Consider the following 24,195-nt stretch of genomic DNA (forward strand, 5'->3'; position numbering starts at 1 on the left):
TTATAACCCCAGAACCAATTGTCGCTCCAGCTGCGGATCGAGCAGCGTCACGTGCAGCCCTACCAGCCTGACTCCCCGACCTCCGCGCCGCTCGTTCCAGGCTTTATGGGCAGTGGTGATCAAATCATCTTTATTCAATCGGGGCCAGACATGCTCCTGAGTCGTGAGCTGGAAATCATTAAACTTCAGCTTGACCCCCTGCCGGGCGATCAGTAAATCCGGTTTAACCTTCGCCAGGCGCCGTTCCAGTTCCGGATAGAGATTCTCAATAATCGACTCACACTCCGCCCATTCGTGGATATCCTCTACCAGGGTTCGCTCAACGCCCACCGATTTGCGCTGGCGCTCGCTGCTGATTTCTCGTTCATCAATTCCCTGGCTGCGCTCCCATAGTATCCGCCCGAATTTACCAAAGCGCTTGAGCAACATCGCCAGATCGCTGTTCTGCACATCTGCACAGGTCCTCAGCCCCATGCTTTCGAGCTTCGCGGCGGAAACTTTGCCGACGCCCGGGATCTTCGCTAGCGGCAACGTTTTGACAAACTCCGCGACCTGATGCGGCGCAATCACAAACTGGCCGTTGGGTTTATTCAGGTCCGAGGCAATTTTTGCGAGAAACTTTACTGGCGCAATGCCTGCGGAGGCGGTCAAATTTAGCTCACGATGGATGGTCTCGCGGATCTCCTGCGCCATCAGCGTCGCTGACCCCTGACAATGAACGCTGTCGCTAACGTCCAGATAGGCTTCGTCCAGCGATAAAGGCTCGATTAGCGAGGTATAGCGGGAAAAAATCTCCCGGATATGGTTCGACGCCTCTTTATAAGCATCAAAGCGGCCGGGAAGCAGCGTCAGGTGAGGACAAAGCTTGAGCGCTGTGGCGGTGGGCATGGCGCTACGCACGCCGAATTTACGCGCCGGATAGTTGGCCGTACTGATCACACCGCGCTGCACCCGGCTACCGCCAATGGCGATAGGGATGTCGCGCAGTGCCGGGTTGTCCCGCATCTCCACCGCCGCGAAGAAGCAGTCCATATCAACGTGGATAATCTTACGCATAGCCAAACCTTAGACTGTACATGCGTACAGTATAGCAAAAGTCGGCGAAATTTAATCTTTTAAAAACCCTCGCCATAAAAAACGTGCTACAACATAAAAGTGCAACAAATATGATTTATTTTTCATATGGTTATATTAATGAACAGGGTGAATGTAATCATGAAATCAATACTTACTGCGCTTGGTTTGCTTATTGCCAGCAGCGCCTGCGCTGCGCCGCAGCTCATTGCTCATCGGGGAGGCACCGGCGATGCGCCGGAAAACACCCTTCCGGCGATAAAACTGGCGCTGGAGAATAAGGCCGAGGCGATTTGGATAACGGTACAATTAAGCCATGATGGCGTTCCGGTCTTATATCGCCCGAGCGATTTATCCGCCCTGACTGACCATACCGGGAAGGTCTCAAGCTTTAGCGCTGCCGAACTGGCCCGCATGGACGCGGGATGGAAATGGGGCGGTGAAACTCACCCCTGGCGCGGAAAAAATGCCACCATTCCAACGCTGCAATCAGTGCTGGAGCAATGGCCGCAGACCTTCTTTTACATCGATATTAAATCGCCTGATGCCGACCCGGCAATGATGGCTTCGCGTCTTAGTGAAGTATTGCAAACAACCCATAGCCTCTCGCGCGTACGCGTTTATTCCACCGAAGACCGCTATATCGCGGCGCTACCGGAATCTATTCCCCATTTCGTCAGCCGGGGCGAAACGCGAACGAAGCTGGCTAATATTTCCCTTAGCCACCAGTGCCAGCCAACCACGCAGCCGGGCGATGACTACTGGTACGGTCTGGAGCTGAAACGCAAGGTAGAAATCGTGGAGAAGTTCACCCTCGGCGAAGGCGTGTCGCCAGCCACCCTCACCTGGGATAAAGAAGCCATGGACTGTTTCCGCTCTCAGGGCAAAGCCCATATTGTCTTCTTCGGCATTAATAGCGCCGATGATTTTCGTAAGGCAAGCGAGCTGGGAGCCGATGGCGTGATGGTAGACTCGCCGGCGAAAGCGAAAACCTGGTAAATCGTAAAAGGCCGCGATAAGCGGCCTGCTGTTTAAATGATGCGATCCCGTTTGCGCTGCGCTTCGCGAGCCATGCGTTTTTTACGCGCATCGCAAGGTTCAGGACAGTCGCAGACCTTTTCCAGACCCAGCGATGAGATCCCGCCGCAGCTGCCCTGAAGAGTTTTGCGCTTGATCAGGTACCCTAGCGACATTCCCAGAATAACCAGCGCGAAAATCACGAAGGTCGCGACAAATACCGTCAGCATCATCAGCCTCCAAAATCGTCCAGCATGATGTTTTCATCCTCAACGCCGAGATCTTTAAGCATTTTGATAACCGCGGCGTTCATCACCGGCGGCCCGCACATGTAAAACTCACAATCTTCCGGCGCCGGGTGATCGCGCAGATAGTTTTCATACAGGACGTTATGAATGAAGCCAGTATGGCCGGTCCAGTTATCTTCCGGCTGCGGATCGGAGAGCGCCACGTGGAAGGTAAAGTTCGGGTTTTCCCGTGCCAGCTGTTCAAACTCGTCATCATAGAACATTTCTCGCAGAGACCGCGCACCGTACCAGAAACTGATTTTACGTGTGCTGTGTAGCCGCTTAAGCTGGTCGAAAATATGCGAGCGCATCGGCGCCATCCCCGCCCCGCCGCCGATAAACACCATCTCCGCCTGCGTTTCTTTGGCAAAGAACTCCCCAAACGGCCCGGAAATCGTCACTTTATCGCCAGGCTTCAGCGACCAGATATACGAGGACATAATCCCCGGCGGCGCATCAGGCACCTGCGGCGGCGGCGTGGCAATACGCACGTTGAGCATAATGATGCCCTTCTCTTCCGGATAGTTAGCCATGGAGTAGGCGCGTAACGTGGGCTCTTTCACGTCAGAGACATAGCGGAAAAGATTAAATTTATCCCAGTCGCCGCGATACTCGTCCGGAACGTCAAAGTCGGCATAGGCGACTTTGTGCGATGGACACTCGATCTGAATATACCCGCCGGCGCGGAACGGAACCGCGTCACCGTCAGGCACGCGCAGCTTCAGCTCCTTGATGAAAGTGGCCTTGTTATCGTTCGAGATAACTTCACACTCCCACTTCTTAACGCCAAAAATCTCCTCTGGCAGCTCGATTTTCATGTTCTGCTTCACCGCGACCTGGCAGGCCAGGCGGCAGCCCTCTCTCGCCTCACGCTTAGTGATATGAGAGAGTTCGGTAGGCAGGATATCACCGCCACCCTCTTTCACCGTCACCCGGCACTGGCCGCAGGAGCCCCCGCCGCCGCAGGCCGACGAAACGAAGATACCGTTGCTGGAGAGCGTATTCAGCAGCTTGTCGCCCGCCGGAGTACGAATCTGTTTATCCGCCTCATTATTGATTTCAATGACCACGTCGCCCGCATTCACCAGCTTCGAACGCGCGGCCAGTATCAGCCCCGATAGCACCAGGACGATCAGCGTGAACATCACTACGCCAAGAATAATTTCCATACTTTCCGCCCTTATAGCTGCACACCGGAGAATGACATAAAGCCCAGCGCCATCAGACCTGTGGTAATAAAGGTGATCCCTAACCCACGCAGACCCGCGGGCACGTTTGCGTATTTCATTTTTTCACGGATACCCGCCATCGCCACAATTGCCAGCAGCCAGCCGATGCCGGAACCAAAGCCGTAAACGATCGACTCGCTGAAGTTATAGTCACGCTGCACCATGAAGGAGACACCGCCAAAAATCGCACAGTTGACGGCAATCAGCGGCAGGAAGATCCCCAGAGCGTTATAGAGCGTCGGGAAGTACTTATCGAGGATCATCTCGAGGATCTGAACCAGCGCGGCAATAACGCCAATGAAGGTAATAAAGTTCAGAAAGCTCAGATCAACGCCTTCCACCAGCGCGCCGTCGCGCAGCACCAGGTTGTAAACCAGATTGTTAATGGGTACCGCCAGCCCAAGCACGACCGTTACCGCAACGCCGAGCCCGAAAGCGGTCGACACTTTTTTCGATACCGCGAGGAAGGTACACATCCCAAGAAAGAAGGCCAGCGCCATGTTTTCAACAAACACGGCGCGGACAAACAGGCTAATGTAATGAGCCATAATCGGTTACTCCTTTTCCTGCTGTTCAGGCTTCCAGCTACGCACCGCCCAAATCAACAAACCGATAATGAAGAACGCACTCGGCGCCAGAAGAAACAGGCCATTTGGCTGATACCAGCCGCCGTTCTGCACCGTTTCCAGCACCGTGATGCCAAACAGTTTGCCGCTGCCAATGAGCTCGCGCAGAAAGCCGACAAGCAACAGGATCGCGCCGTATCCTAGACCGTTGCCAATACCGTCCATAAAGCTTGCCAACGGCGGCGACTTCATGGCATAGGCTTCCGCCCGCCCCATTACGATACAGTTGGTAATGATAAGACCGACGAATACCGATAGCTGTTTGGAGGTTTCATAAGCAAAAGCGCGCAGCAGTTGGTCAACGACAATAACCAGCGAAGCGATAATCGCCATCTGCACAATGATGCGCACGCTATTCGGAATGTGGTGGCGGATCATGGAGATAAACATGCTGGAGAAAGCCGTAACCAGCGTCACCGCGATGGTCATCACAAAAGCCGTCTCCAGCTTGGTGGTCACCGCCAGCGCGGAGCAGACGCCCAGGACCTGCAGCGTGATAGGGTTATTAGCGATAAGCGGCCCCACCAGCACGCGCTTCATTTCTTTCATGTCGCCTAAATCAGCCATTATTCAGCCCCCCTTCACGTACCTTATGCAGGAATGGACCAAAGCCCAGTTCGCCCATCCAGAAATCAAAACTATGCTGCACACCGTTGGAAGTCAGCGTCGCGCCCGACAGGCCATCCACGGAGTGCAGGTCGCCCGGACGCGCGCCGCCTTTAACGATTCTCAGCGCAGGCATACCTTTATCATCAAGCACTTGTTTACCGATAAACTGCTGGCGCCAGTTGGGGTTTTCGATTTCCCCGCCCAGCCCCGGCGTTTCGCCGTGATCGTAATAGGTGATCCCTTTGAGCGTACGGCCATCGGTTTCCAGCGCAATAAAGGCGTACATCACCGACCACAGGCCGTTACCGTAAATGGGCAGGACGATTTCCTGAATCTGCTGCTTTTCATCGCGCACCAGATAAATTTCGGCAATATTACTGCGGCGTTTGATGCCGGCCGGGTCCTGACTGGCGTCCAGCTGTAGGCTTTGCTGGGGATCTTTCAGAGCCTGGGCCTGATTAAACTTGCCGGGATCTTTATCCAGCAGCTCGCCGCTGGCTAAATCGACTAATCGCGGAGAGATACGGGCCTTAAAAATATCAGCCACATCCTCTGCGCTCATCCCCTGCTTCATCAGACCGGCAACCGCCAGGATATTGCGCTGTTTATCGAGAGCGCGCTGCTCCTGCTGGCGCGATTTTAGCCCCACCGCAGAACCGGCGACCACGATTGAGCAGACCAGACAAAGCACCAGCACCACCAGCAGCGTTTTGCCGATGCTATCGTTACTTTTATTCTCAGCCACGCGACTTCCTCCGCTTAATATTGGCCCGCACCACCAGATAATCGAACAGCGGCGCGAAGAGGTTGGCGAAGAGGATCGCCAGCATCATCCCTTCCGGATAGGCCGGGTTGACCACGCGAATCAGGACGCACATCACGCCGATCAGCAGGCCATAGCTCCATTTACCTTTATCCGTAAACGACGCGGACACCGGGTCCGTCGCCATAAACATCATGCCGAAGGCGAAACCGCCGAGCACCAGATGCCAGTACCACGGCATGGCAAACATCGGGTTGGTATCAGAGCCAATGAAATTAAACAGCATCGCGGTAGCCACCATACCGATGAAAACCCCGGCGACGATGCGCCATGAGGCCACGCGACCAAAGATAATGATTGCCCCGCCGATCAGAATCATCAGCGTCGAGACTTCGCCAATCGAGCCCGGAATCTTGCCGAGGAAGGCATCCATCCAGCTTACCGGCAGACCGGTAGCGACGTTCACCAGCGATTCACCGCCGCCGCTGGCCCACTGGGATAGCGGCGTCGCGCCGGAGAAGCCATCCGCCGCAGTCCACACCAGGTCGCCGGAAATTTGCGCCGGCCAGGCAAAGAACAGAAAGGCCCGCCCCGCCAGCGCCGGGTTGAGAAAGTTACGCCCGGTTCCGCCAAAGATCTCCTTGGCCATGACGACGCCAAACGTGATCCCAAACGCGGCCTGCCATAGCGGCAAAGTGGGCGGTACGATCAGCGCAAACAGAATAGAGGTAACGAAAAAGCCCTCGTTAACCTCGTGTTTACGCACGATAGCAAACAGCACTTCCCAGAATCCGCCGACAAGAAATACGGTAATGTAAACAGGCAGGAAAAATACCGCCCCCAGGGTCATCATGCTGAGCCAACCGGCGTCAGGGGTGAAGTTCACCCCCAACCACTGCGCAATGCTGTAGTGCCAGTTCCCGGCGATGACCTGCTGCAGCTGTTCAGCGCTATATAATTTAGCCAGCGCCGGTATGGTCTGCAGACCAACGTTATACATTCCCCAGAACATCGCCGGGAAAACGGCGAACCACACCAGAATCATCATCCGCTTGAGATCGATGGCGTCTCTGACATGCGCAGCGCCGCGCGTCACCTGACCGGGTGTATAAAACAAGGTCGCCGTCGCTTCGAACAACGGGTAGTATTTTTCCAGCTTGCCGCCGTGCGTAAAGTGCGGCTCAAGTTTGTCAAACAGTTGCTTTAAGCCCATCACTTATCCTTCCTGCTCAATCTGGGTTAACACGCTGCGCAACGCCGGGCCATATTCATACTTGCCGGGACACACGTAGGTGCAAAGCGCCAGGTCTTCTTCATCCAGTTCCAGACAGCCCAGCGCCTGTGCGCTATCGGTATCCCCCGCCAGCAAATCCCGCAGCAGCATGGTGGGCAGAATATCCAGCGGCATCACTCGCTCATAGTTGCCAATCGGCACCATAGCCCGCTCGCCGCCGTTGGTATCCGTCGAGAAATTAAACAGCTTACGCTTCATAAAGTGGCCGAGCGTGGTGCGGGTGATGGAGAATTTGTCTTTCCCCGGCATCACCCAGCCGAACAGCTCTTTCTCTCGTCCTTCCTTCACCACGCTGACCTGTAAATGAAAGCGGCCAAGAAAAGCATGCGGCCCGCGGGCATGCGTTCCGCTGAGGACCGAGCCGGAAATAATCCGGTTTTCATCATCCAGCAGTTCATCTGCCAGCAGCTCATCAAGGCTGGCGCCTGAACACGTTTTTATCAGACGGGGCTCCTTCACCTGCGGGCCACCGAGGGCAATAATACGTTCGACAGACAGCTCCCCTTCCAGGAATAATTTGCCAACGGCGATAACGTCCTGATAGTTAAGATGCCAGACCTGCTTTTTCAGGCTAACCGGTTCGAGAAAATGGATGTGGGTCCCCACCAGCCCGGCGGGATGCGGCCCGGCAAACTGGTTGAAAGTAACCTGGCCAACCGGATGCCCGCCAAGCTTGCCGCCGCTGGCCTGACAGACGTGGACTTTACCGTCGGTCAGCCGCGTCAACAGCGTCAAACCAGCGTCAAAGGCCTCACGCTGGGCCAGTATGATTGGCTGAGGGTCTGCCGCCAGCGGATTCGTATCAATGGCGGTGACAAATATGGCCGCTGGCACGCTGCCCGGCGCGGGTATTTTGCTGAAAGGACGGGTGCGAAATGCCGTCCACATCCCCGACTCCAGCAGTTGGCGCTGTACGGCCTCGCGCGTCAACCCGGCAAGATCGGCTAATTCATAGCGGGGAAAGTGAACGGCATCATCGCCATCCACATCAATAACGACCGATTGCAGAACCCGACGCTCGCCGCGATGAATGGCGCTAATGGTCCCACTTGCCGGTGCGGTAAAACGCACGCCAGGATTTTTTTTGTCTTCGAACAGAAGCTGCCCTTTTTGTACCCGGTCACCTTCACGCACCGCCATCGAGGGGCGCATACCGATGTACTCTTCACCTAACAGCGCAACGCGCTTAACCGCAGGCTTCGAAGAAATCTGCTGTGATGGCATGCCAGCTATGGGCAAATTCAGCCCTTTCGTGATTTTAATCATATCGTTAGCAGGTATCCGTTACCTAAACCCCGGCATCAGGCCGAGGCCAGCATAATTAATGGAAAATAAGAGGAAGAAAGGAACATTGTAGTCCTGGTGATTCACAAGACGGGAGAGAAGCATCCTTTCTTACCCTGAGCATTTAGCGGGCCAAGTGTAACATTTCGTGAGCGGCGCCTGTAGACAAACCGCCATTAAGTCGTTCTAAAATGCGAGCTATTACGCAAAGTTCTGACTGCGCTTTGCCTCAAGATTCGCTATAACGGAAAACTAAAACGTAAACGTGGCACATCGTGCTTGCGAAAAAATGCCGTGGTGCTAATGTGAGCGCTCTAAAACCAGAAAACTCTGATTTCGGGTCTCTCTTGCCGTCCTGGCAATGTGGTAATTTGTTTTATCAAGGAACAAGTAGTATGCGCAAAATCGCATTATTTATTGCGATGCTTCTGTTGCCGTGCGTTTCATTCGCAGGGTTACTTAGCAGTAACAGCTCGACAACGCCGATGAGCAAAGAGTATAAGCAGCAGCTCATGGGCTCGCCGGTCTACATTGAGATCTTCAAAGAAGAGCGCATGCTCGATCTTTACGTCAAGATGGGCGAAACTTACCAGCTTCTCGACAGCTACCGGATCTGTAACTACTCCGGCGGGCTCGGTCCAAAGCAGCGCCAGGGCGATTTCAAGAGCCCGGAAGGGTTCTATAACGTTTCGCGCAATCAGCTAAAACCCGATAGTCGTTTCTATAAAGCGATCAATATTGGCTTCCCGAACGCTTACGACCGCGCGCACGGCTACGAAGGTAAGTATCTGATGATTCACGGCGCCTGCGTATCCGTTGGCTGTTACGCCATGACCGATACCGGTATTGATGAAATCTTCCAGTTCGTCACCGGCGCGTTAGTCTTCGGCCAGCCCAACGTTCAGGTGAGCATCTATCCTTTCCGCATGACCGATGCCAACATGGCGCGGCACAAATATTCCTACTTCGCGGATTTCTGGCAACAGCTGAAACCGGGATACGACTACTTCCGGCAGACGCATAAACCGCCGGTGGTTTCCGTGGCCGATGGCCGCTACGTGGTGAGCAAACCGCTCAGCCACGAAGTTGTGCAGCCGCAGCTCGCGTCAAACTACTCGGTCCCCGAGGCAAAATAACGCCCACTCGCCTGGCATGATTTTATTCCAGGTTTCATTGCCGGTCAGCGGCTGGGTGGCGATAACGGAGACCACATCATTCGGTGTGGTCTCGCGTTGAAAATCAATTTCTACATCCTGATCCAGCAGCGTCGCTACGCCAAACGGCGCCCGTCGCGTAATCCAGTATAAATTCGTCGAGCAGAACGCCATCACGTAGCGCCCATCGGAGAGCAGCATGTTAAACACGCCCTTTTCACGCAGCTCTCCGGCAAGCGTAGCGATAAAGCTGAATACCTCCACCATATCGCCCGGCATTTCCGGATAGCGCTCGGTGATGCTGTGCAGCAGCCAGCAGAACGCCTTTTCGCTATCGGTTTCCCCGATGGGGTGCAGGTTGCCCGTCCCGAGATTCTCATACCCTTCCAGTTGACCGTTATGCGCATAGGTCCAGTTGCGCCCCCACAATTCCCGGGTAAAGGGGTGAGTATTTTCCAGCGCAACGATACCCCGGTTGGCCTGGCGAATATGGGCGATGACCGAGCAGGACTTGATAGGATATTCCTGCACCAGCTTGGCTATGGGCGACTGAAAGCTAGGCTGCGGATCTTTAAATGTGCGACAGCCCTTACCTTCATAAAAAGTAATGCCCCAGCCGTCTTTATGCGGCCCGGTTCCGCCACCGCGCTGCACCAGCCCGGTGAAACTGAAGCAAATATCTGTGGGCACATTCGCGCTCATCCCGAGCAATTCGCACATAGATCACCTCATACAGCAATGCGGGGTTAACCCCCGCGATTTATCAGGCTTTAACCATCTCTTTTTCGATAAGCATAATCAGGATATGAATCACTTTAATATGAATTTCCTGAATGCGGTCGGCGTAGCCAAAATGCGGTACGCGAATTTCGACATCCGCCGATCCCGCCATTTTACCGCCATCTTTCCCGGTCAGAGTAATCACTTTCATCCCCTGAGCGCGGGCGGCTTCGATCGCTTTGATTACGTTACCGGAGTTACCGGAAGTGGAGATCCCCAGCAATACATCGCCTGTACGGCCCACTGATTCTACGTAGCGAGAGAAAACATATTCATAGCCAAAATCATTGCTGACGCAAGAGAGATGGCTCACGTCTGAAATCGCAATTGCCGGATAGCCCGGGCGGTTTTCACGATAGCGCCCGGTCAGTTCTTCCGCAAAATGCATCGCATCGCAGTGCGAACCGCCGTTACCGCAGGAAAGGACTTTGCCGCCAGCTTTAAAGCTATCCGCCAGCAGCACCGCAGCACGCTGAATCGCATGAATATTGGCTTCGTCCTGCAGAAAGTTAGCCAGCGTTTCAGCGGCTTCATTCAGTTCGTTACGAATAAGATCCTGGTACATGAGGATAATCCTTCAGTATTTGTGGGATAACCCAGGCAGTTTACCGGATAGCCGACGCAGCGAGAAGCAGCACGCAAGGTCATCCCCCGTGCTTTTGATTTTATGTGCCGCATTTCCGTACAACAATGTGAGCAAGGTTGTAATTATTTTGTAAACACATTGCTAAAACAAATTACATCCACTACAACCATATCATCACAAGTGGTCAGACCTCCTACAAGACAGGGAGCATTTCTCTATGATGATTTTGAGTATTGTTGCAACCGTAGTTTTACTCGGTGCGCTCTTTTATCACCGAATCAATCTGCTGCTCAGCAGCGCGATTTTACTTGTCTGGACCGCCGCGCTCGGCGCTGCGGGGCTGTGGAATATCTGGCTGCTAATTCCGCTGGCGATCGTTTTGCTGCCGTTCAACCTTACCCCGATGCGTAAATCCATGATTTCAGTCCCGGCGTTCCGCGCTTTCCGTAAGGTCATGCCGCCGATGTCGCGCACCGAGAAAGAAGCGATTGACGCCGGTACGACATGGTGGGAAGGCGATCTGTTCCGCGGCAATCCCGACTGGCAGAAACTGCGCAACTATCCGCAGCCGCGCCTCACCGCTGAAGAACAAGCCTTTATTGACGGCCCGGTCGAAGAAGCCTGCCGAATGGCAAACGACTTCGAAATTACCCACGAGATGGCCGATCTGCCGCCGGAGCTGTGGGCCTATCTGAAAGAGCATCGCTTCTTCGCGATGATCATTAAGAAAGAGTACGGCGGGCTGGAATTCTCCGCTTACGCGCAGGCTCGCGTACTGCAAAAGCTGTCGGGTGTCTCCGGAATCCTGGCGATTACCGTCGGCGTGCCGAACTCATTAGGCCCGGGCGAGCTGCTGCAGCATTACGGTACGGAAGAGCAGAAAAACCACTATTTGCCACGCCTGGCTCGCGGTCAGGAAATTCCGTGCTTCGCGCTGACCAGCCCGGAAGCGGGTTCCGATGCCGGCGCCATTCCGGATACCGGCGTCGTCTGCATGGGCGAATGGCAGGGCCAGCAGGTTCTGGGCATGCGTCTGACCTGGAATAAACGCTATATCACGCTTGCGCCTATCGCTACCGTGCTGGGGCTGGCGTTCAAACTCTCCGACCCTGACCGCCTGCTGGGCGGGGAAGAAGAGCTGGGTATCACCTGTGCGCTTATCCCGACCACCACTCCCGGCGTTGAAATCGGTCGTCGCCATTTCCCGCTGAACGTTCCGTTCCAGAACGGCCCGACCCAGGGGAAAGATATTTTCGTTCCTATCGATTACATTATTGGCGGCCCGTCGATGGCCGGTCAGGGCTGGCGGATGCTGGTTGAGTGTTTATCGGTTGGTCGCGGCATCACCCTGCCCTCAAACGCTACCGGTGGCCTTAAATCCGTCGCCATGGCTACCGGCGCCTACGCGCACATTCGCCGCCAGTTCAAAATCTCTATCGGTAAAATGGAAGGGATCGAAGAACCGCTGGCGCGTATCGCAGGCAATGCCTACGTAATGGACGCCGCCGCCTCGCTGATTACCTACGGCATTATGCTTGGCGAAAAACCCGCGGTACTGTCGGCAATTGTGAAGTATCACTGCACCCACCGTGGCCAGCGTTCAATTATTGACGCAATGGATATTACCGGCGGTAAGGGCATTATGCTCGGCAGCGGTAACTTCCTGGCGCGAGCCTATCAGGGCGCGCCGATCGCCATCACCGTTGAAGGTGCGAATATCCTGACCCGCAGCATGATGATCTTCGGCCAGGGAGCGATTCGCTGTCATCCGTACGTGCTGGATGAAATGGCGGCGGCGCAGAATAACGACATCGACGCTTTCGATAAGCTGCTGTTTAAACACATCGGGCACGTGGGGAGCAATAAAGTGCGCAGTTTCTGGCTGGGCCTGACCCGCGGTCTCACCAGCAGCACGCCGACCCGCGATGCCACTCGTCGCTACTATCAACATATGAACCGACTGAGCGCCAACCTGGCCCTGCTGTCCGATGTCTCAATGGCGGTACTGGGCGGTAGCCTGAAGCGTCGTGAAAGAATTTCTGCGCGTCTGGGAGATGTGCTGAGCCAGCTCTACCTGGCGTCGGCGGTCCTGAAACGCTATGACGATGAGGGGCGTAACGAAGCGGACTTACCGCTGGTTCACTGGGGGGTACAGGATGCGCTGTATCAGGCCGAGCAGGCGATTGACGATCTGTTGGTCAACTTCCCAAATCGTCTGGTCGCCGGGGCGCTTCGCGTGGCCATCTTCCCGACCGGACGTCATTACCTGGCGCCTTCAGACAAGCTGGATCATAAGGTAGCGAAAATCCTGCAGGTCCCGAGCGCGACGCGTTCGCGTATCGGCCGCGGTCAGTATCTGACGCCGAGCGAGCATAACCCGGTCGGCCTGCTGGAAGAGGCGCTGCTTGATGTCATGGCGGCAGACCCCATCCACCAGCGCCTGTGCAAAGAGCTGGGCAAGAATCTGTCGTTTACGCGTCTTGATGAGCTGGCCCGCAACGCGCTGGCAAAAGGGTTAATCAATCAGGACGAGGCGGACATTCTGGTCCGGGCTGAAACCAGCCGACTGCGCAGCATTAACGTCGACGATTTCGCCCCGGATGAACTGGCGACCCGGCCGGTAAAGCTGCCGGAGAAAGTCCGCAAGATTGAAGCAGCTTAAAAAGCCCAAATAATCACATCACGATCGAGGCGGGGACTTCCCCGCCTCTCTTTTTTCAGATAATTCATCGAAGGGTATTTCCAGGGCTGTCATTCTTTTACAAAATATTCCCTGAGCCGTCCCTCGGCTGATATGGTGTTAAAATCATTATAATTCCTCTCATCATACTGGAGTTCACCACCGTGCCCGGACTGAAAATAACCCTTTTACAACAACCGCTGGTGTGGATGGACGGTCCCGCCAACCTGCGCCATTTCGATCGTCAACTGGAAGGGATAACCGGGCGTGACCTCATTGTTTTACCCGAAATGTTTACCACTGGCTTCGCGATGGAGGCAGCAAAACAGTCGCTATCGCAAGAGGAAGTGGTTGCCTGGATGGAAGCTAAAGCCGCACAAACCAACGCGCTGATTGCCGGTAGCGCCGCGCTACAAACGGACCGCGGTCCGGTTAACCGTTTTTTGCTGGTTGAGCCCAACGGTCAAATCCATTTCTATGACAAACGGCACCTGTTTCGCATGGCGGATGAACATCATCATTACGAGGCGGGTAACGAACGGGTTATTTTTGCATGGCGCGGCTGGAGAATTCTGCCGCTGGTGTGCTACGACCTGCGTTTCCCGGTGTGGTCACGCAACCATAACGACTACGATTTAGCGCTGTACGTTGCCAACTGGCCCGCCCCACGTTCAATGCACTGGCAGTCGCTGCTGGCCGCCAGGGCTATCGAAAATCAGGCTTATGTAGCCGGATGCAATCGCGTCGGCACCGATGGCAACGGGCATCATTACCGGGGCGATAGCCGGATAATTACCCCGCAGGGCGAGATTATCGCGACGGCCGAACCGCATCAGGCAACCCGCCTGGACGCTGAGCTTTCGCTGACGTCGCTAAAAGAATATCGCGAGAAGTTTCCGGCCTGGCAGGACGCTGACCCCTTCACGCTCAACTAAAGCAAGCAAACTCGGGGAGCCAGGGCTCCCTTTCTTATGCCGCAAACGCGCGCGTCAGGCCGGCAGCAAAGCCAAAAAAGTTTACCTGTCACCCATCAATGCGATTTGCGCAAGGCATGCGGGCTGCGCCGAGAGTCGGCATGTTATCGAGAGGATAGAAGCGTGTGTGAAGGCCTGGCTCAGGAAACGGCACGGGCCAGAACGACGAAAGCCTGAATCATTGCTGATTCAGGCTTTCTGAATAGTGGCGGAACGGACGGGACTCGAACCCGCGACCCCCTGCGTGACAGGCAGGTATTCTAACCGACTGAACTACCGCTCCACTTACTGTTCCCTTGGGAACGAGGCGAATATTACGGATTCCCCTCTACCCCGTCAACGCTTTTTCTTCATTTTTGAATCGCTTGCTGCAAAAATCGCCCATCAGGCTATTTTTAGCGCGTTTACGGGTAAATCAGGCGCGCCACAGGCAGCTTCCGCCTTTCTTTTGCACCAGATCGAGCCGCGATTCATGGTTCATCAACTCTTCATCGGAGGCATAAACCACCCGTAATTTGCTGGCAGCGCGAACAACGCGTTGAATGCCCATTTCTCCGGCCTGCTGCTGACCTTCCCCTTCCATTGAGAAAGCCATCGTCGTCTGGCCGCCGGTCATCATCAGATAGACGTCAGCCAGAATCTGGGCATCGAGCAACGCGCCGTGCAGCGTTCGCTTGCTGTTGTCTATTTCATAACGTGAACAGAGGGCATCAAGGCTGTTACGCTTGCCCGGGAACATTTTACGCGCCAGGGCCAGGCTGTCGGTCACCTTACAGAAGGTATCCGTCTTCGGAATTCCGCGATTCAGCTTCGCAAATTCATAATCCATAAAGCCGATATCAAACGATGCGTTATGGATGACCAGCTCCGCGCCGCGGATATAGTCGATGAACTCATCGACCACATCGCCAAACGCGGGCTTATCCATCAGGAATTCGTCCGCAATGCCGTGAACGCCAAACGCTTCAGGATCCACCAGCCGGTCCGGCTTTAAATAGACGTGGAAGTTGTTTCCGGTCAGGCGGCGGTTGATCACCTCCACCGCACCGATTTCAATTATCTTGTGCCCTTCATAGTGCGCACCAATCTGATTCATACCGGTGGTTTCGGTATCGAGAACGATCTGTCGCGTAATTGCAGTGCTCATAGCGGTCATTTATGTCAGACTTACCGTTTTACGTATCGATTTCAATTACAGGAAGTCTACCAGAGATGCTCAAACAGGTAGAAATTTTCACCGATGGTTCTTGCCTGGGAAATCCAGGCCCCGGCGGCTACGGTGCGATTTTACGCTATCGCGGGAAAGAAAAAACTTTTAGCGAAGGCTTTAACCTTACGACGAACAACCGCATGGAGATGATGGCCGCCATCGTCGCCCTGGAAGCGCTGAAAGAACATTGTGAAGTGATCCTCAGTACCGACAGCCAGTACGTGCGTCAGGGGATTACGCAGTGGATCCACAACTGGAAAAAACGCGGCTGGAAGACGGCGGACAAGAAACCGGTAAAAAATGTCGATCTCTGGCAGCGCCTGGACGCCGCGCTGGGTCAACACAAGATCAAATGGGAATGGGTTAAAGGCCACGCCGGGCATCCGGAAAACGAACGCTGCGACGAACTGGCGCGCGCGGCGGCATCTAACCCAACCCGGGACGACATCGGTTATCAGGCGGAAAGCTAATTCTGCCCCTTGCGCCACTGACGCGTGGCGCCTACCGCCTGCGGTATTCGTTTTTTTGCTTTGCCCGATTTCATCGGGTTTAGCGTCAACGGGATAGTGCGTTTACGGGCAATGATCAGCTGCAGACATCCCAACGCCGGGAGATGCGTACTGAGCATTTTCCCCCCGTGGCGCGACCAGGGAAGGACCTGATAGCCCCCATAATGCATAACTTCAAAATTAAGCAACCCCAGCCAATCCATCTGACGCGTTAAGGTGAACATGCGGCTGTTATAGGGGGGCTTATTGCGTAATACCGGCACCAGCTTACGTAAACCCATCAGGCTCATGGGGTTAAAACTGGTTAAAATTATCCAGCCATCGTCGATCAGCACTCTATCCGCTTCCCGCAGCAGTCGATGCGGATCGCTGCACCACGGTAAGGTATGCGCCAGCAGGCAGGCATCGACCGACTTCTCGGCAAAAGGCAAATGCAGCGGATCGGCCTTTACCTGCACCGGATTTCCTTGTAAAGAGACATTCACCTGATGGGAAATCGCACAGGATTCAGTATTGATTTCCGCGCTCAGATTGCCAATCTTAAGTAAATGAAAGCCATATAATTTAGCGAGCCAGGGCTTCATCTGCCGTTCCAGCGACTCGCGGTAGTATTCGCCCCACGGCATGCTGGACCAGTGCTCTGGCGCTGTAACTGTTTGAGGTATCCTTGCCGGCTTCATCACAACCTTCCGCTACGCATTAGAGGTAATTTATGAATCTTATCAGTATTCCCGCATTTCAGGACAACTACATCTGGGTTCTTAGTGAAGATAGCGGGCGCTGCCTGATAGTCGACCCGGGAGAAGCCGCTCCGGTACTCGCCGCCATTGAACAAAATCGCTGGCAGCCGGAAGCTATCCTGTTGACGCATCATCACCACGACCACGTTGGCGGCGTAAAAAAACTGCGGGAAAAATTTCCGGCCATAGCGGTTTACGGACCGGCAGAAACCCAGGATAAGGGCACAACCCACATCGTCAAGGACGGAGAAAGCATCTCTGTTTTGGGCCGCGAATTTTCTATTTTTGCCACGCCAGGTCACACTTTAGGACACATCTGTTTCTTCAGCGCACCTTATCTATTTTGTGGCGACACAATGTTTTCCGGCGGCTGCGGCAGACTGTTCGAAGGGACTGCAGAGCAGATGTATCAATCATTTAAGAAGATTAACGCCCTCCCTGACGAAACCATAATATGTTGCGCACATGAGTACACATTAGCAAATATGAAGTTTGCAATGAGCATCCTTCCCCATGATAGGGATATAAATGATTATTATCACAAAGTTAATGAGTTACGTGCAAAAAACCAAAAAACACTCCCCGTAATTCTGAAAAATGAGCGTCGTATAAATTTATTTCTTCGCACAGATGATGATGATTTAATTAAGGAAATTAGCAAAGAAACAAATTTGCAACACTCTGCTCAGCGATTTGCATGGTTAAGGTCAAAGAAAGATGACTTCTGATATTTAATTCTTGTCTTCAGCCGACTTCACCGTTATCCTTGCTCGTCTTTTAAGCAACTATTGACACACACATGAAGGCACGAGCGATTTTACTCGCCTCTGTCCTGCTGGTGGGGTGCCAGGCGTCTAAGAACGATGGCACCGTACAACAGCACGCACAGAGCCTTTCTGCAGCGAGTCAAGGGGAAGCAAGCAAGTTCACAAGTCGAGCGCGCTGGTTAGATGATGGAACCTTCTACGCGCAAGACCAGGATCTGTGGACTTCGATAGGCGACGAGCTAAAGATGGGAATTCCGGAAAATGTCCGGATTCGCGAACAAAAACAGAAGTACTTAAGAAATAAGAGCTATCTCCACGATGTAACTTTACGGGCAGAGCCGTATATGTACTGGATAGCCGGGCAAGTTAAGAAACGTAACATGCCAATGGAACTGGTATTACTACCCATAGTGGAGAGCGCTTTTGACCCGCACGCAACGTCTGGCGCCAATGCCGCAGGCATCTGGCAGATCATTCCGAGCACCGGGCGCAATTATGGTTTGAAACAGACCCGCAGTTACGATGCGCGTCGTGACATCGTTGCCTCAACTACGGCAGCGTTAAACATGATGCAACGTCTGAACAAAATGTTCGACGGCGACTGGTTGTTAACCGTCGCGGCGTATAACAGCGGCGAAGGCCGGGTAATGAAGGCTATCAAAGCGAACAAATCACGGGGTAAACCCACCGATTTCTGGTCGCTGTCATTACCGCAGGAAACCAAAATATACGTACCAAAAATGCTGGCCCTGAGCGATATACTCAAGAACAGCAAGCGGTATGGCGTAAGGCTGCCGACGGCAGACGAAAGCCGAGCCCTGGCGCGTGTACGCCTCGACAGTCCGGTTGAGATTTCACAACTGGCGGATATGGCAGGAATGCCTGTCAGCAAGCTGAAAACGTTCAACGCCGGCGTGAAGGGGTCGACTCTGGGTGCAAACGGCCCCAATTACGTCCTGGTTCCGCAGAAGCACGCGGCGCAGCTGCGTGAATCTTTGGCCTCTGGCGATATTGCCGCCGTACAGCCGACTCAGCTTGCAGATAACAGACCGTTGACCAGCCGCAGCTACCAGGTGCGCTCCGGTGATACCCTTTCCGGCATTGCATCGCGTCTCGGGGTATCAGCGAAAGATCTGCAGCAGTGGAACGGCATTCGCGGCTCTGGCCTGAAAGTGGGGCAGAATCTGGTGATTGGCGCAGGCAGCAGCGCGGAACGTCTGGCGAACAATAGCGATAGCATTACCTATCGCGTACGTAAAGGCGACTCTCTGTCGAGCATTGCGAAACGTCATGGCGTGAACATCCGCGATGTGATGCGCTGGAATAGCGATACTGGCAACCTCAAGCCCGGCGATCAGCTAACGCTGTATGTGAAGAACAGCGACAGACCAGAATCCTGATGATTCAGCAGGCATTAAAAAAGGCACCCTCGCGGTGCCTTTTGTTTTATCTCTGGGTTAGATTGCCTTATGGGCCTCAAACATAATCGTATCGCTGGTGAACGAACCGTCCTGCTGCAAGGCAAAATAGGCCTTAACCTCCGCTGATGCGCTGTCCTGGTATAAACGAATCGCCTCCGTCAGCGCCGCAGGCGTCCGCATCCGCGCGACCCATGAGCTGAACTCCAGAGGCAAGCGATCGGTCAGCAGATGATTTATCACCAAACCGGCCTCGCTCGCCATTGCCAGCCACTCGCCGCTGGAGTAGTTGCGGACATGGGAAGTATCGCGCAGGGCTTCAACGGTTTGCAGCCAGACGTCGCGAACAGGGTGACCGGGCGACATCACATCCATAATAATCATCACCCCACCCGGCTTCAGCACCCGCTTCACTTCGCGCAATGCCTGGCCGACGTCGTGCCAGTGATGCGCAGAATAACGGCTGATCGCCACATCAAAGCTGGCATCAGCGAAAGGCAATGATTCAGCGTAGCCCTGCTGAGTGGCGATATTGGTGAAACCTTTATCCCTTGCGGCCTGAGCCACCACGTCCAGCATCTGGCTGGATAAATCATATGCCGTCACCTGGGCAACCTGCCCTGCCGCCGCAAAGCTGGCGTGTCCGGCGCCGCATCCCATATCCAGCACGTGGGCCTGCGGGAAGTCCGCCAGCCGTTCGGCCAGGCGCTGTAAATCCCGCCCGGAAGCGTGTACGGCGCTGGTCAGGTAGGCGCTGGCCTGTGAGCCAAACTGTTTTTCGACGTTGTCATGATGAGAGCGTGTTGTCATTGCATTGTCCTTCGGTAGTTTGAGTAATAAAGGCAGCACCATGCATACGCAGGCCTGCCCCATGGCAGGCCTGACATACCTTAATTAATCAGGCTTGCCGGGACTGAATTCGACTAGTAGAGGGTTGTGATCGGAGGCGCGGGTCACCAGCACGGAAGCGTCGTGCACGCTTAACCCCCGATAAAACACAAAATCAAGCGGACGACCAAAAGTGCGACGGCGCTGATCGTCAGAGAAGCGGACTTCGCGCAGCGACATTTCACGCGCAAAGCGATACAAAGCGTTCATTCGCGGACGGCTCCAGGCGTTAAAGTCGCCCGCCATTATCACCGGCCCGCTGTGATGGGCAATCTGGTCGCCAATCGGCAGCAGCTGTTTGCTGTAGACATCAACGCCAAGACTAAAATTGACCGCGTGGATATTCACCACCATCAGCAGACGGGAATCCGGTAACGGGTAAACGGTGACCAACGCTGACTTTGCCAGCCGCAGGATAGGCTCGCGTTCGCGCAGAGGGCAGCAGTAAATGGGGTGCGCGGAAGCTAACGTCATGACCCCGGAAGGATGCTGCGGGAGCACCAGAGCCGGAACCTGGTCCGCGGCCAGATAGTTGGAGGTGGCGAATTTCACTAACTCAGGCGTGGTTTGCGCTTCCTGCAATAACACCAGGTGAGCATCTTTACCGAAATTATTAAGCACGGATTTCCACTCGGCGCGCTGTTGCTTGAAGATGTTCCACACCAGCACGCGGATTTTCTCATCCGAGCTTAACGGTACCCCGGCCGGAAAAGCCGGAGTCATGCCAGCAAACGACCCCGGAGGTAAGATTCTCTCCGCGGGTTGTCCGGCGACATAGCGCATGGCATAGGTATTCTTTCGCAATTTAGGCATCAAACCTCGATAACAGGAAACCAGCCCGACTGCGGCTGGTTCTTCTGTTATAGGGATTTTTGTATACACTTTCAATGCAATTTGCCAGAAACCTTTATCCTTCTACGGAAAGAGCCGTAGTACGGCGCCGAGGCCTATCGAGCCGACCGCTGAGAACCACCAGTAACAGTGCGACCAGAACAATTAACGCGCCAATCCACGGCGTCTGAGCCAGACCATAATGCTCTACCGTCTGACCGCCAATCACCGATCCTAAGGCAATCCCGATATTAAAGGCGGCAATATTCAGGCCAGAGGCAACGTCAACCGCGCCAGGGGTATACTGCTCCGCTTTCTGCACCACGTACACCTGCAGGCCCGGAACGTTACCAAAAGCAAAGATGCCCATCACCAATACCGTCGCCAGCGCCGCATACTGCAAACTGGCCGTAAATTGAAAGATCAGAAGTAAAGCAACTAACGCGGCAAAAATCAGCTTCAGCGCGGGCACGGCGCCGTGTTTATCCGCCAGCCTTCCGCCCCATACGTTGCCCACCGCCACAGATACACCGTAGCCGAGGAGGATCCAGCTAACGGCCGCTGGGCTAAATCCGGCAAGATCCTGCATCATCGGCGCCAGGAAGGTAAAAGCGGTAAATACGCCGCCATATCCTAAAGCAGTAATGGCGTAGATAATCAGCAAACGAGGATGGGTCAGAACCTGCAGCTGGGCGCGCAATCCCGCGCTGACGCGGCCAGGAATGTTATTCGGCACCAGAATAAGGCTGCTCATTAACGCAATGACGCCAAGGATCGACACGGCGAGGAACGTCTCACGCCAGCCAAAATGTTGGCCGATAAAGGTGCCTAATGGCACCCCGGTCACCAGCGCAACAGTCAGACCGCCAAACATAATCGCAATCGCCGAAGCCGCTTTCTCTTTCGGGACCAGGCTGGTCGCAATTGTCGATCCGATCGAAAAGAAAACCCCGTGCGCCAGCCCCGTCAGCAGGCGTGCCAGAACCAGAGTTTCATAGCCCGGCGCCTGCCAGGCCAGCAGGTTGCCGGCGGTAAACAGCGCCATTAACGCGAGCAGCAGTTGTTTACGCGGCATCCGCCCGGTCAGCGCGGTGAGTACCGGGGCGCCAATCGCCACGCCGAGTGCATAGATCGAAACCAGCAGCCCCGCAGAGGGGAGCGAAATAGCAAGTTGTTCTGCGATAGTGGGCACCAGGCCCACGATGACAAATTCGGTCGTGCCAATAGCAAAGGCACCGATAGTTAAGGCCAGTAGCGCCAGCGGCATAATGTACTCCGTATCAACATGATTAAGATGACACGTAGTATGAAGAGATGTTTTAATAACAAAAATAGCCAAAGTATCAATAGAATTTTGCCACAGGTGCAATAATGAGAGCTACCTCAGAAGAAATCGCCATTTTTGTCGCCGTGGTTGAAAGCGGCAGCTTTAGTCGCGCAGCCGAACAGCTAGGTCAGGCTAATTCCGCCGTCAGCCGGGCGGTGAAAAAGCTGGAATCAAAGCTCGGCGTGAGCCTGCTTAATCGTACGACCCGTCAGCTAAGCCTGACTGAAGAGGGAGAGCGTTATTTCCGTCGCATGCAGGTTGTGCTTCAGGAGATGGCCGCTGCCGAGAATGAGCTTCTGGAGAGCCGTACGACGCCAAGAGGTCTGTTACGGGTTGACGCCGCAACGCCGGTGATACTGCATTTTCTGATGCCTTTGATAAGACCCTTCCGCGAGCGCTACCCGGAGATGAACCTTACGCTGGTTTCGTCAGAAACCTTTATCAATCTGATCGAGCGGAAAGTCGACGTCGCGATCCGCGCCGGTACGCTGACCGACTCCAGCCTGCGCGCCAGGCCATTGTTCAATAGCTACCGCAAAATTATCGCTTCACCGGACTATCTTGCTCGCCATGGAACGCCGCAAAGCGTCGCTGAGCTAAAACATCATCAGTGTCTGGGCTTTAGCGAACCCGTTTCATTGAATACATGGCCAATCTCCTGCTGTGATGGTCAGCTACTGGAAATCGAAAGCGAGATATCTTCCAATAGCGGAGAAACGCTTAAGCAGCTGTGCCTGGCCGGTAACGGAATCGCCTGTCTGTCGGACTATATGGTGGATAAGGAGATTGCTGAAGGGGCGTTTGTCGAGCTGCTGGCTGACAAACGGCTGCCGATTGAAATGCCGTTTAGCGCGGTTTACTACAGCGACAGGGCCGTAAGCACGCGGATCAGAGCCTTTATCGACTTTCTTAGCGAGCATGTAAAACAGCTCCCGAAGGAGCTGTAACAGGGTTGTAGAGTACAGATGGGGATTAAATTAGTCCCATTCAGGCGCCAGACCGTCCGGGCTAACCAGACGATCGTTGCTGTCCAGCGCGGCGATCGCCTGGCGATCGTCTTCATCCAGCTGCAGATCCTGAGCTTTGAGATTGCTTGCCAGGTTTTCGCGCTTAGTCGAAGACGGGATTACCGCATAACCTTCGCCCATTGCCCAGGCCAGGATAACCTGCGCCGGCGTGGCATCGTGTTTCGCCGCGATACGTGCGATCGCTTCATCTTTCAGCGCCTTACCGTAGGCCAGCGTCATGTAAGAGGTGATATGGATACCGTGTTCACGTGCCCAATTAACCACTTTACGGTTCTGCAGATACGGAGAGAGTTCAATCTGGTTGGTCGCGATGTTCTCCGCGCCAACGGCAGCAATTGCGCGCTCCATCAGCGGAATAGTGAAGTTAGAGATACCAATCTGACGGGTCAGCCCCTGTTTTTTCGCTTCCAGCAGCGCGGCCATAAACTCTTCAACCGCAACGGCATCATTTGGCGACGGCCAGTGGATTAACGTCAGGTCGACATAGTCAGTACGCAGCTTCTGCAGGCTCTCTTTCAGGCTGGCGATCAGCTTCTCTTTGTTGAGATTTTCAATCCAGATCTTGGTGGTGATGAACAGTTCATTGCGCGCAACGCCGCTTTCTGCAATCGCCTGCCCCACAGCAGCTTCATTCTCATAGATTTGCGCGGTATCAATGGTGCGATAGCCCAGTTCAAGCGCCGTTTTTACAGATGTAATAACCACGTCATCTTTCAGACGGAAGGTCCCAAGACCAAATGCAGGGATTGTCATGATTTTCCTCTTTCTTCATTCATATCGGTTAACGAGGACAATTATGACTAACGAGAAGATTGAGAAAAAGAGCGCTAAATGCAGAGGATTTTTGCTAAAACAGCAATAATTAAACAACAGGTAAAGAAAAAGCCCTGAGCATTTGCTCAGGGCTTTTAATAAGTGGCGGAACGGACGGGACTCGAACCCGCGACCCCCTGCGTGACAGGCAGGTATTCTAACCGACTGAACTACCGCTCCACCGAATACTTCTGTAACCACCGGATTAATGCACCGGCTTACTACTTAATTTGATGCCTGGCAGTTCCCTACTCTCACATGGGGAGACCCCACACTACCATCGGCGCTACGGCGTTTCACTTCTGAG

The 24,195-nt window shown here is 54.3% G+C and carries 24 protein-coding genes and 2 tRNA genes; 8 read left to right on the forward strand and 18 right to left on the reverse strand.

Annotated features, from left to right (window positions below; all coding sequences use genetic code 11):
* Positions 1-1,056, reverse strand: coding sequence for a DNA polymerase IV (gene dinB, locus CMQ96_RS24725; protein WP_049086427.1), 1,056 nt, complete (start codon positions 1,054-1,056; stop codon positions 1-3).
* Between the two features lie 159 nt (positions 1,057-1,215).
* On the opposite strand from dinB, the gene CMQ96_RS24730 reads away from it, so the two are divergent.
* Positions 1,216-2,073, forward strand: coding sequence for a glycerophosphodiester phosphodiesterase family protein (locus CMQ96_RS24730; RefSeq protein WP_064342200.1), 858 nt, complete (start codon positions 1,216-1,218; stop codon positions 2,071-2,073).
* Positions 2,074-2,105: 32 nt separating this feature from the next.
* On the opposite strand, the gene nqrM is transcribed toward CMQ96_RS24730, so the two are convergent.
* From nqrM to CMQ96_RS24765, 7 genes are read right to left on the reverse strand one after another with little or no spacing between them, the layout of a single operon-like run.
* Positions 2,106-2,321 carry a (Na+)-NQR maturation NqrM gene (nqrM, locus tag CMQ96_RS24735; RefSeq protein WP_004133833.1) on the reverse strand — a complete coding sequence of 72 codons (216 nt, stop codon included), beginning with the start codon at positions 2,319-2,321 and terminating at the stop codon, positions 2,106-2,108.
* A gap of 2 nt (positions 2,322-2,323) precedes the next feature.
* On the reverse strand, positions 2,324-3,547 hold the full coding sequence (nqrF, locus tag CMQ96_RS24740; RefSeq protein ID WP_049086425.1) for an NADH:ubiquinone reductase (Na(+)-transporting) subunit F: 1,224 nt from the start codon (positions 3,545-3,547) through the stop codon (positions 2,324-2,326).
* Between the two features lie 11 nt (positions 3,548-3,558).
* Positions 3,559-4,155: an NADH:ubiquinone reductase (Na(+)-transporting) subunit E gene (nqrE, locus tag CMQ96_RS24745; RefSeq protein ID WP_024359136.1), complete on the reverse strand. Its 597-nt coding sequence runs from the start codon at positions 4,153-4,155 to the stop codon at positions 3,559-3,561.
* A 6-nt stretch (positions 4,156-4,161) separates the two neighbouring features.
* Positions 4,162-4,800 (reverse strand): NADH:ubiquinone reductase (Na(+)-transporting) subunit D, encoded by a 639-nt coding sequence (locus CMQ96_RS24750; protein ID WP_004133840.1) that lies wholly within the window; start codon positions 4,798-4,800, stop codon positions 4,162-4,164.
* The gene (locus CMQ96_RS24755) at positions 4,793-5,587 is read right to left on the reverse strand and encodes a Na(+)-translocating NADH-quinone reductase subunit C (RefSeq protein WP_098067481.1); all 795 of its coding nucleotides are present in this window, start codon (positions 5,585-5,587) and stop codon (positions 4,793-4,795) included. The genes CMQ96_RS24750 and CMQ96_RS24755 overlap by 8 nt, the downstream gene beginning before the upstream one ends.
* Complete coding sequence (locus CMQ96_RS24760; protein WP_098067482.1) at positions 5,580-6,818, reverse strand: NADH:ubiquinone reductase (Na(+)-transporting) subunit B; 1,239 nt, start codon at positions 6,816-6,818, stop codon at positions 5,580-5,582. Before CMQ96_RS24760 ends, CMQ96_RS24755 begins: the two co-directional genes overlap by 8 nt.
* Positions 6,819-6,821: 3 nt before the next feature.
* Entirely contained in the window at positions 6,822-8,165 is a 1,344-nt protein-coding gene (locus CMQ96_RS24765) for a Na(+)-translocating NADH-quinone reductase subunit A (RefSeq protein ID WP_098067483.1), read from the reverse strand.
* 413 nt (positions 8,166-8,578) lie between these two features.
* On the opposite strand from CMQ96_RS24765, the gene dpaA reads away from it, so the two are divergent.
* Positions 8,579-9,319 carry a peptidoglycan meso-diaminopimelic acid protein amidase gene (gene dpaA / locus CMQ96_RS24770; RefSeq protein WP_004129169.1) on the forward strand — a complete coding sequence of 247 codons (741 nt, stop codon included), beginning with the start codon at positions 8,579-8,581 and terminating at the stop codon, positions 9,317-9,319.
* Here dpaA and CMQ96_RS24775 read toward each other — a convergent pair.
* Both CMQ96_RS24775 and lpcA read right to left on the reverse strand, forming a co-directional pair.
* Positions 9,290-10,057 (reverse strand): class II glutamine amidotransferase, encoded by a 768-nt coding sequence (locus CMQ96_RS24775; RefSeq protein WP_004133846.1) that lies wholly within the window; start codon positions 10,055-10,057, stop codon positions 9,290-9,292. The two genes, dpaA and CMQ96_RS24775, sit on opposite strands and share 30 nt — an antisense overlap.
* 43 nt (positions 10,058-10,100) lie before the next feature.
* Complete coding sequence (gene lpcA, locus CMQ96_RS24780; protein ID WP_004133848.1) at positions 10,101-10,682, reverse strand: D-sedoheptulose 7-phosphate isomerase; 582 nt, start codon at positions 10,680-10,682, stop codon at positions 10,101-10,103.
* Between the two features lie 238 nt (positions 10,683-10,920).
* Here lpcA and fadE point away from each other — a divergent pair, with 238 nt between their 5' ends.
* Complete coding sequence (gene fadE, locus CMQ96_RS24785; protein WP_098067484.1) at positions 10,921-13,365, forward strand: acyl-CoA dehydrogenase FadE; 2,445 nt, start codon at positions 10,921-10,923, stop codon at positions 13,363-13,365.
* 182 nt (positions 13,366-13,547) lie between these two features.
* Positions 13,548-14,318, forward strand: a complete 771-nt coding sequence (locus CMQ96_RS24790; RefSeq protein WP_049088536.1) for an amidohydrolase — start codon at positions 13,548-13,550, stop codon at positions 14,316-14,318.
* Between the two features lie 245 nt (positions 14,319-14,563).
* Here the strand turns inward: CMQ96_RS24790 and CMQ96_RS24795 are convergent.
* Together CMQ96_RS24795 and dnaQ are read right to left on the reverse strand one after the other, a co-directional pair.
* Positions 14,564-14,640: transfer RNA gene (locus tag CMQ96_RS24795), tRNA-Asp, on the reverse strand.
* Between the two features lie 132 nt (positions 14,641-14,772).
* Positions 14,773-15,504 carry a DNA polymerase III subunit epsilon gene (gene dnaQ / locus CMQ96_RS24800; RefSeq protein WP_004133854.1) on the reverse strand — a complete coding sequence of 244 codons (732 nt, stop codon included), beginning with the start codon at positions 15,502-15,504 and terminating at the stop codon, positions 14,773-14,775.
* Positions 15,505-15,569: 65 nt separating this feature from the next.
* On the opposite strand from dnaQ, the gene rnhA reads away from it, so the two are divergent.
* Positions 15,570-16,037: a ribonuclease HI gene (gene rnhA, locus CMQ96_RS24805; protein WP_004129160.1), complete on the forward strand. Its 468-nt coding sequence runs from the start codon at positions 15,570-15,572 to the stop codon at positions 16,035-16,037.
* Here rnhA and CMQ96_RS24810 read toward each other — a convergent pair.
* Positions 16,034-16,756: a class I SAM-dependent methyltransferase gene (locus CMQ96_RS24810; RefSeq protein ID WP_004133856.1), complete on the reverse strand. Its 723-nt coding sequence runs from the start codon at positions 16,754-16,756 to the stop codon at positions 16,034-16,036. The two genes, rnhA and CMQ96_RS24810, sit on opposite strands and share 4 nt — an antisense overlap.
* 32 nt (positions 16,757-16,788) lie before the next feature.
* On the opposite strand from CMQ96_RS24810, the gene gloB reads away from it, so the two are divergent.
* The gene (gene gloB, locus CMQ96_RS24815) at positions 16,789-17,544 is read left to right on the forward strand and encodes a hydroxyacylglutathione hydrolase (RefSeq protein ID WP_098067485.1); all 756 of its coding nucleotides are present in this window, start codon (positions 16,789-16,791) and stop codon (positions 17,542-17,544) included.
* A 71-nt stretch (positions 17,545-17,615) separates the two neighbouring features.
* Positions 17,616-18,983: a murein transglycosylase D gene (gene mltD / locus CMQ96_RS24820; protein ID WP_024359140.1), complete on the forward strand. Its 1,368-nt coding sequence runs from the start codon at positions 17,616-17,618 to the stop codon at positions 18,981-18,983.
* 57 nt (positions 18,984-19,040) lie between these two features.
* Here mltD and CMQ96_RS24825 read toward each other — a convergent pair whose 3' ends face one another.
* The 3 genes from CMQ96_RS24825 to CMQ96_RS24835 form a co-directional block, all read right to left on the reverse strand.
* The gene (locus CMQ96_RS24825) at positions 19,041-19,811 is read right to left on the reverse strand and encodes a class I SAM-dependent methyltransferase (RefSeq protein ID WP_004133862.1); all 771 of its coding nucleotides are present in this window, start codon (positions 19,809-19,811) and stop codon (positions 19,041-19,043) included.
* Between the two features lie 84 nt (positions 19,812-19,895).
* The gene (locus CMQ96_RS24830; RefSeq protein WP_024359141.1) at positions 19,896-20,693 is read right to left on the reverse strand and encodes an endonuclease/exonuclease/phosphatase family protein; all 798 of its coding nucleotides are present in this window, start codon (positions 20,691-20,693) and stop codon (positions 19,896-19,898) included.
* A gap of 103 nt (positions 20,694-20,796) precedes the next feature.
* The gene (locus CMQ96_RS24835) at positions 20,797-21,987 is read right to left on the reverse strand and encodes an MFS transporter (protein ID WP_004133865.1); all 1,191 of its coding nucleotides are present in this window, start codon (positions 21,985-21,987) and stop codon (positions 20,797-20,799) included.
* 104 nt (positions 21,988-22,091) lie between these two features.
* On the opposite strand from CMQ96_RS24835, the gene yafC reads away from it, so the two are divergent.
* Entirely contained in the window at positions 22,092-22,994 is a 903-nt protein-coding gene (gene yafC / locus CMQ96_RS24840; RefSeq protein ID WP_004133867.1) for a DNA-binding transcriptional regulator YafC, read from the forward strand.
* Between the two features lie 30 nt (positions 22,995-23,024).
* Here the strand turns inward: yafC and dkgB are convergent, their stop codons facing one another.
* The gene (dkgB, locus tag CMQ96_RS24845) at positions 23,025-23,828 is read right to left on the reverse strand and encodes a 2,5-didehydrogluconate reductase DkgB (protein WP_098067486.1); all 804 of its coding nucleotides are present in this window, start codon (positions 23,826-23,828) and stop codon (positions 23,025-23,027) included.
* 163 nt (positions 23,829-23,991) lie between these two features.
* Positions 23,992-24,068 (reverse strand) — tRNA-Asp (locus tag CMQ96_RS24850).
* Between the last annotated feature and the right edge of the window lie 127 nt (positions 24,069-24,195).

Origin of the sequence: Klebsiella sp. MBT K-1 (genome assembly GCF_002556465.1) — a bacterium.
GTDB classification, from domain to species: domain Bacteria; phylum Pseudomonadota; class Gammaproteobacteria; order Enterobacterales; family Enterobacteriaceae; genus Klebsiella; species Klebsiella grimontii.

Bases quoted from the DNA above. Each gene is read 5' to 3' on its own strand.
- dinB (WP_049086427.1), bottom strand. From the start codon at position 1,056: ATGCGTAAGATTATCCACGTTGATATGGACTGCTTCTTCGCGGCGGTG.
- CMQ96_RS24730 (WP_064342200.1), top strand. From the start codon at position 1,216: ATGAAATCAATACTTACTGCGCTTGGTTTGCTTATTGCCAGCAGCGCC.
- nqrM (WP_004133833.1), bottom strand. From the start codon at position 2,321: ATGCTGACGGTATTTGTCGCGACCTTCGTGATTTTCGCGCTGGTTATT.
- nqrF (WP_049086425.1), bottom strand. From the start codon at position 3,547: ATGGAAATTATTCTTGGCGTAGTGATGTTCACGCTGATCGTCCTGGTG.
- nqrE (WP_024359136.1), bottom strand. From the start codon at position 4,155: ATGGCTCATTACATTAGCCTGTTTGTCCGCGCCGTGTTTGTTGAAAAC.
- CMQ96_RS24750 (WP_004133840.1), bottom strand. From the start codon at position 4,800: ATGGCTGATTTAGGCGACATGAAAGAAATGAAGCGCGTGCTGGTGGGG.
- CMQ96_RS24760 (WP_098067482.1), bottom strand. From the start codon at position 6,818: ATGGGCTTAAAGCAACTGTTTGACAAACTTGAGCCGCACTTTACGCAC.
- CMQ96_RS24765 (WP_098067483.1), bottom strand. From the start codon at position 8,165: ATGATTAAAATCACGAAAGGGCTGAATTTGCCCATAGCTGGCATGCCA.
- dpaA (WP_004129169.1), top strand. From the start codon at position 8,579: ATGCGCAAAATCGCATTATTTATTGCGATGCTTCTGTTGCCGTGCGTT.
- CMQ96_RS24775 (WP_004133846.1), bottom strand. From the start codon at position 10,057: ATGTGCGAATTGCTCGGGATGAGCGCGAATGTGCCCACAGATATTTGC.
- lpcA (WP_004133848.1), bottom strand. From the start codon at position 10,682: ATGTACCAGGATCTTATTCGTAACGAACTGAATGAAGCCGCTGAAACG.
- fadE (WP_098067484.1), top strand. From the start codon at position 10,921: ATGATGATTTTGAGTATTGTTGCAACCGTAGTTTTACTCGGTGCGCTC.
- dnaQ (WP_004133854.1), bottom strand. From the start codon at position 15,504: ATGAGCACTGCAATTACGCGACAGATCGTTCTCGATACCGAAACCACC.
- rnhA (WP_004129160.1), top strand. From the start codon at position 15,570: ATGCTCAAACAGGTAGAAATTTTCACCGATGGTTCTTGCCTGGGAAAT.
- CMQ96_RS24810 (WP_004133856.1), bottom strand. From the start codon at position 16,756: ATGAAGCCGGCAAGGATACCTCAAACAGTTACAGCGCCAGAGCACTGG.
- gloB (WP_098067485.1), top strand. From the start codon at position 16,789: ATGAATCTTATCAGTATTCCCGCATTTCAGGACAACTACATCTGGGTT.
- mltD (WP_024359140.1), top strand. From the start codon at position 17,616: ATGAAGGCACGAGCGATTTTACTCGCCTCTGTCCTGCTGGTGGGGTGC.
- CMQ96_RS24825 (WP_004133862.1), bottom strand. From the start codon at position 19,811: ATGACAACACGCTCTCATCATGACAACGTCGAAAAACAGTTTGGCTCA.
- CMQ96_RS24835 (WP_004133865.1), bottom strand. From the start codon at position 21,987: ATGCCGCTGGCGCTACTGGCCTTAACTATCGGTGCCTTTGCTATTGGC.
- yafC (WP_004133867.1), top strand. From the start codon at position 22,092: ATGAGAGCTACCTCAGAAGAAATCGCCATTTTTGTCGCCGTGGTTGAA.
- dkgB (WP_098067486.1), bottom strand. From the start codon at position 23,828: ATGACAATCCCTGCATTTGGTCTTGGGACCTTCCGTCTGAAAGATGAC.